The sequence below is a fragment of the Desulfosarcina sp. genome (assembly GCF_041551955.1).
Taxonomy (GTDB): domain Bacteria; phylum Desulfobacterota; class Desulfobacteria; order Desulfobacterales; family Desulfosarcinaceae; genus Desulfosarcina.
The window spans coordinates 1-5,986 of record NZ_JBFELV010000306.1; the positions used below are offsets into that span (position 1 = coordinate 1).

Below are 5,986 nucleotides of genomic sequence, written 5' to 3' on the forward strand. Positions count from 1 at the left end.
AAGTAGTGGGGGCCATTGGCCCCCTTGGTGTTTACATCCTACAATAATCGTCGTTTCGCCGATTACAAGCCGGCCTTTTCACGGATAATGTCCGCCTTATTGGTCTGTTCCCAAGAAAATTCAGGTTCGGTCCTTCCGAAATGGCCGTATGCAGCGGTTTTGCGATAGATGGGCCGCAGCAGATCGAGGTATTCGATGATGGCCGCGGGGCGCAGGTCAAATACCTCCCTGACGATCTCCTCTACCCGCTCCTTGGGCACCTTTCCCGTGTGCATGAGGTCGATCATCACCGACACCGGTTCGGCCACGCCAATGGCGTAGGCGATCTGAACTTCGCATTTTTTAGCCAGACCGGCGGCCACGATGTTCTTGGCCACGTGACGTCCCATATAGGAGGCACTGCGGTCCACCTTGGAAGGGTCTTTGCCGGAAAAGCATCCGCCGCCATGGCTGCCCTGGCCGCCATAGGTGTCTACAATGATCTTGCGCCCCGTGAGCCCGCAGTCACCCATGGGTCCGCCGACCACGAACCGTCCGGTAGGGTTGATGAAATAACGGGTGTCACCGTCGATCATTTTAGCCGGGATGACCTTTTTGATCACCTCTTCGATGATGGCTTCACGCAGGTCTTCATGGGTGACGTCCGGTTTGTGCTGGCTGGAGACCACGATGGTGTCCACCCGCTGGGGCTGGCCATCGTGGTATTCGATGGTCACCTGGGATTTCCCGTCCGGCCGCAAAAAGTCCAGCGCCCCGTTTTTCCGCACCTGTGTCAGGCGCCGGGTCAGCTTGTGGGCATACATGATGGGCATGGGCATCAACTCCGGGGTCTCGTCCGCGGCAAACCCGAACATCAGCCCCTGATCGCCGGCACCCTGGTCTTTGTAAAGGCCTGCACCCCGGTTCACACCCTGGGCGATGTCCGGGCTCTGGTGGTCGATGCTGGTGATCACCGAGCAGGTGCGCCAGTCGAAACCCATCTGGGAGGAGTGATAGCCGATATCCTTGATGGTGTCTCTGACGATCTGTGGCATGTCCACGTAGCACTCGGTGGTGATTTCACCGGCAATAAAGGCCAGACCGGTCGTGACCAGGGTTTCGCAGGCCACCCGGCAGCCTTTGTCCTGGGCCATGATGGCATCGAGTATCGCGTCGGATATAGCATCGGCCACCTTGTCCGGATGCCCTTCGGTTACCGATTCGGAGGTGAATAAAAACTTGTTGGTCATACAGGGTCTCCTTTTTTCATCATGAGCGACCCGCTTTGGTTTACGGGAGTAGCATCATGTTGTCCATGAGCCGCGGCGTTCCAGCCTTTGCCATATTCCCGGTCAAAACCGGATGGCGTAGATACCGGTTCCTGCATAACGCCTGGCGTTCCAGTCCAAGGCGGACTATCACGATTTTGCAGGTCAGCAGTAGCGGAATCGTTTGCAAATGTCAATAATGACATCGTGTTATAAAAAAGCAAAGCCAGCGTTCGGCTTTGCTTGGTGAGAACTCAGTTGCGTGGTGCGGCCCGAGGGTTACCGATGGAGGGCATCTGCATGGCAGCCGTCAACATAGGTCATGCCGGTTTCATCGCCACCTTGTGTTCCACCAGGCTGCAGACCATGTCCCGCGCGGTTTCGAGATCCAGCCGGCCCATGTTCAGCACCAGGTGATAGAGTTGCGGATTTTCATAATCACTCTTGCCCAGCCGTTTGTAAAGGCTCACCCGTCTTCGGTCTTCGTTGACCACCGTTCGCTCGGCCTTCTTGCGCGACATGTCATAGCGGTCCATCATGAACTGAACGCGGTTCTCAAATTCATTCACCAAAAGGATGTGGACGGCATCGGGATGGTCGTTGAGAATGTATTGGCTCCCCCGGCCAAGGATTACCACATCGCCTTCATCGGCGAACTGGGCGATGATCAGGACCAGGTAGTCCAGATAGATCTGTTCGTCCAGATAGCCGCGCTCATCGGCGAGCACCCGTTCCAGCCATCGCTTGGACACCATGCTGGAAATCATTCGGGAGAGTTTGCTGCCGGCCTCCTTTTCAAAGGATTCGACCCAGTGGGTGGATACATTGGCCTCCTTGGCCACTCGCTGAAGTATGTCGCTGTCGGCAAAGGTATAGCCCAGGGCATTGGCAATTTTTTTGCCAAGGGTGATGCCGCCTGCGCCGAATTGCCTCGAAATGGTGATGACCGCCATGGGTGCCTCCTCAATCGCGTTGCGGGTTAGGATCTTTTTCCACTGCCGGGCCGGCCACTACCCCTCTTTGGGAGGAATGAGCAGGATCGGGAAGATAGACTGTTCAGCCAGTCCTTTGCTGATGCTGGTTCCCCACCGGTCCTTCCACAGGCGTTTGCGCGGGGAACCGGCAATAATCATGGAAGACTGGCACTCTCTTGCGGCCTTGTCGATCTCCGCGACAGTGCCCCCGATATAGACATGGGGTTTAGCCGTTATGCCGCAATCCTCCAATTCGTCGCACAAGGCATCCAGCTTTTGGCGGCTCTCCTTCCGGGTCTTCTGGATGCCCATGGCCGAGGTTTCCTTCAGGTCCTTTTCACTGGCCACATGGACCACATCAACTTCTCGGATAACCGATTTGAGCGACTTCAGGTAGTCGATGGCCCGCTGACTGGCCGCGGACCAATTGGTGGCCAGCAAGGGTTTTTCAAATGGATTCTCGGCCAACGGGCCCTTTTGGGCGAGGTACTTATAGACCAGCACAGGTGTTGCAGATCGATGGACGATTTCAGTAATGTCGGACCCGGAATAAAGCTGCTCGAGGCGCCCCTTTTTTTCCGGACTCAGGACGATCAGATCCACGGATTCCTTCTCAGCCGCCTGGATCACCTGACCGGCAAAACTGCCCACGACGATATAGACACCCACCTCCATACCCTGTTCGAAAAGGGTTTCAGCCCAGTCGATAAACCGGATATTCGCCTTTTCGCGAAGTCTGATTTCAGCGCTTTTTTCGTAGCCTTTGCCCCGCCGCATGGCCACCTTGTCACGCTCGATGACATTGAGAAACACCACGTGGTTGAGCGCAGCTTTCTTCAAGTCCATGAGGGACTGCAACGCATCGAACCGAAGGTTGTCAAAACGGGTGACAAACAACAGTTTTTTTATATCCATGTCATCTCATCCTTGCCAGCAGTAACGAACATTCCGGCGCCTGGCTGCCGGGATACTAACCCAACAGCTTCTTGATTTCACGGGCCAGTTCTTCAGGCTCGACGGGCTTTTCAAGGTAGTTTTCCGGTTCGGGCACCGGCTTGTCCCCGAACTCGGTAAGCGCCTTTTGGGAACGCAGAAAGGTGCGTTTGGCCACACCGGAAAGCATGATCACCGGAATGCCGATCAGGGCTTTATCCGTCTTCAACTCACGATAGAGGCGAATGCCGCTTTGTTTGGGCATCAATACATCCAGGATCACCAGGTCCGGCCGATCCTTTTTGACGATTTTCAACCCCTCTTCCCCGTTGGCCGCTTCGATGGGCGTATAGCCGCTTTCTTCCACGACAGTGGCATTAAACAGTCTTACATCGGGATCGTCGTCCACAATCAATACTTTTTTGCTCATCTCGAGCCCTCCTTGAAGGTTAACATCGATATGGTAGAGCGTTCAAAGGTTCTGAGCTCCGGGTTCAGTGTTCTGGGCTTGCTCTCATACGTTGACCTGGGTTGAGGATTGCGATGAACCTTGGACCGTTGAACTGGCACTCAGTTCAAGCTGGCGGCGTCCGCTGTCTGGGCCGGAAATCGAATGCTGAATGTAGTGCCTTCCCCCTCGGTGGATTCCACATGGATGGTTCCCTTGTGTTCTTCCACCAGCTTGGCGGTCACCAACAAACCGAGTCCAGTTCCCTTGACGCCTTTGGTGCTGAAAAAGGAGGAGAAGAGCTTGGCCCTGACTTCTTCAGACATACCGCAGCCATTGTCCTTCACGTCGTAGCGAATGGTCCCGGTATTCTCCCTTTCGGTGGCCACCGTCACCTGATGATCTTTGTCAACATCAGGGTCAAAGATACATGCATCGATGGCATTTGTCACCAGATTCATCAAACAGCGATGCACGGTGCGAGGATCCATGACCACCGGCACCATCCGGTCGGAAAATTCCCGGGCCATGGTCACGTCATGATCCCGGGCTACCCCCTCCAACAATTCGCATACGTCTTCGGCGATTTCATTGGGTTGGCAGGTCTCATACTCGGGCTCGCGCTCCTTGGAGTAGGAGAGCAGGTCCATCACCAGATCCGAGGTGCGGGTGATGTTGCGCTGGATCATTTCCCAGCCCTTGCGCATTTTTTCGGTATTGTCCCGACCCAGTCCTACATCCATCAAGTAGCTGCCGCCCTTGAACCCGTGAAGGATGTTCTTGATGCAGTGGGCCATGCCGGCAACGGTCTGGCCGACGGCCGCCAGCCGTTCGCTGTTTACCAACTCCCGTTCAAGCCGCTTGATTTCGCGCAGATCCTGAAAAAATGCCACCGTGCCCATCATTTTTTTCTTTTCCCGCAATAGCGACCCTGAGAACCTAACCGGTATCGACTCACCGGTGCTGGCTTTGACTTCGGTTTCGGTCCATGGAAAGGTTTCTTTGGCATCCCCCTCCAACCCCGTGCGAATGAGCGTTTCCTGGACCCATTGAGGCAAATAGTCCCTGGCATCTTTGGTAGCGACCACATCATCGGCACGATAGCCGAATATTTGTTCGGCAGCCGGGTTGAAGATAACCGTCCGCCACTGCTCATCCGTGGCGATGATGCCGTCATGGGCGCTTCTGATCAATTTGGCCTGGAATTCGGATTTTCGGATGACTTCCTCTTGCAACAGGTCGTTTTCAAGGGTAGCTCCGATGCGATTGCCCATCAGGTCCAACAGGTGAAGTTCTTCCGATGAAAACCGTTCGGTCTCCCGTTCGATGCGCATGACACCGAGCCCCTTGGTCTCTTTGGCGCTGATGGGAATATAGGCAAAGGTGGCGCCCGTCGGCTCCGTATCAGTTGAAAAGCGGCCATGATGATCCCCGGTGTTGTAAACGATGGGTTTATCGGTGCGGGAGACCTTGCGCATAATCTCGGCTTGCGACTCCGGTCCGTCCTGGCCGTAGCCCGGGTCGGCATAGCAGGCGTTGAAATAACGCAGATCGAACCGCCCCCCCGCGCCGGACATGTAAAGACAAACGCTCTCCGCTTTCATGAAGTCGCGGATCTCCAGCACCGCCCCCTCGATGCGCTCCTGAAGGGGCAGCGGTGCATTGAGGGCCGTGTAAATGGAGTACAAGGTGGTCAGTTCTCGATTGCGGCGGGCCTGCTCCTCTTCAGCCCGCTTGGCCGCAGTGGTGTCCCAGAGGGTTTCGATGGCCCCCACCAGCGTACCGTCGGCGGCCTTGATCGGGGCGGCGGTGAACCAGCACCACCTGCCGCCGTTGCCCAGTTTTGGGAAAAAAACCTCCGCCTCGTATCCCCCGTCGATGAGAGCGGATTTCTGCCATTTGCCGCCGTACAGGTCCCAGATCTCCTGGTCGCTCTTCTGATCCAGGATGACATCGGCCATGGACGGCCGTTCGCTGTCCCAAAAAGGCGCCCACTGACGGTTGGTGCCCATCATCTCCACTGAGGGATGGCCGGTGAGCTTTTCCAGGGCATGGTTCCAGTGGGTAATGGTATGGTCCCTGTCTAAGACAAAGGTGGGAATGGTGCTGCCCTGAATGATTTGAGAGAGCGCACGCTGGTTCTCTTCCAGCTTACGGGTGTATTGCCGACGGTCGGCCTCGGCCCGTTTTTTGTCGGTGTTGTCCCACAGGGTTTCGATGGCCCCGATGACGCTGCCGTCAGCGGCCTTGATGGGCGCAGCGGTAAACCAGCACCACTTGCCGCCGTTGCCCAGCTTTGGGAAGAAGACCTCCGCTTCGTAGGCACCCTCGATCAATTCCGATTTTTTCCATTTGCCGCCATAAAGATCCCATATCTCCTGGTC

The 5,986-nt window shown here is 56.0% G+C and carries 5 protein-coding genes; all 5 read right to left on the reverse strand.

The genetic code is table 11. The annotated features are described in order from the left end of the window. Positions 1-62 precede the first annotated feature (62 nt). Positions 63-1,229 carry a methionine adenosyltransferase gene (metK, locus tag ABYV26_RS18580; protein ID WP_372682854.1) on the reverse strand — a complete coding sequence of 389 codons (1,167 nt, stop codon included), beginning with the start codon at positions 1,227-1,229 and terminating at the stop codon, positions 63-65. A gap of 338 nt (positions 1,230-1,567) precedes the next feature. Continuing rightward, positions 1,568-2,200: an AAA family ATPase gene (locus ABYV26_RS18585; protein WP_372682855.1), complete on the reverse strand. Its 633-nt coding sequence runs from the start codon at positions 2,198-2,200 to the stop codon at positions 1,568-1,570. 57 nt (positions 2,201-2,257) lie between these two features. Beyond that, positions 2,258-3,136, reverse strand: a complete 879-nt coding sequence (locus ABYV26_RS18590; RefSeq protein WP_372682856.1) for a universal stress protein — start codon at positions 3,134-3,136, stop codon at positions 2,258-2,260. 55 nt (positions 3,137-3,191) lie between these two features. After that, on the reverse strand, positions 3,192-3,584 hold the full coding sequence (locus ABYV26_RS18595; RefSeq protein WP_372682857.1) for a response regulator: 393 nt from the start codon (positions 3,582-3,584) through the stop codon (positions 3,192-3,194). Positions 3,585-3,724: 140 nt separating this feature from the next. Next, on the reverse strand, positions 3,725-5,986 hold a 2,262-nt coding region (locus ABYV26_RS18600; RefSeq protein WP_372682858.1), incomplete at its 5' end, for a PAS domain S-box protein.

Coding starts and splice junctions, on each gene's coding strand:
- ABYV26_RS18595 (WP_372682857.1), bottom strand. CDS start 3,584: ATGAGCAAAAAAGTATTGATTGTGGACGACGATCCCGATGTAAGACTG.
- ABYV26_RS18590 (WP_372682856.1), bottom strand. CDS start 3,136: ATGGATATAAAAAAACTGTTGTTTGTCACCCGTTTTGACAACCTTCGG.
- metK (WP_372682854.1), bottom strand. CDS start 1,229: ATGACCAACAAGTTTTTATTCACCTCCGAATCGGTAACCGAAGGGCAT.
- ABYV26_RS18585 (WP_372682855.1), bottom strand. CDS start 2,200: ATGGCGGTCATCACCATTTCGAGGCAATTCGGCGCAGGCGGCATCACC.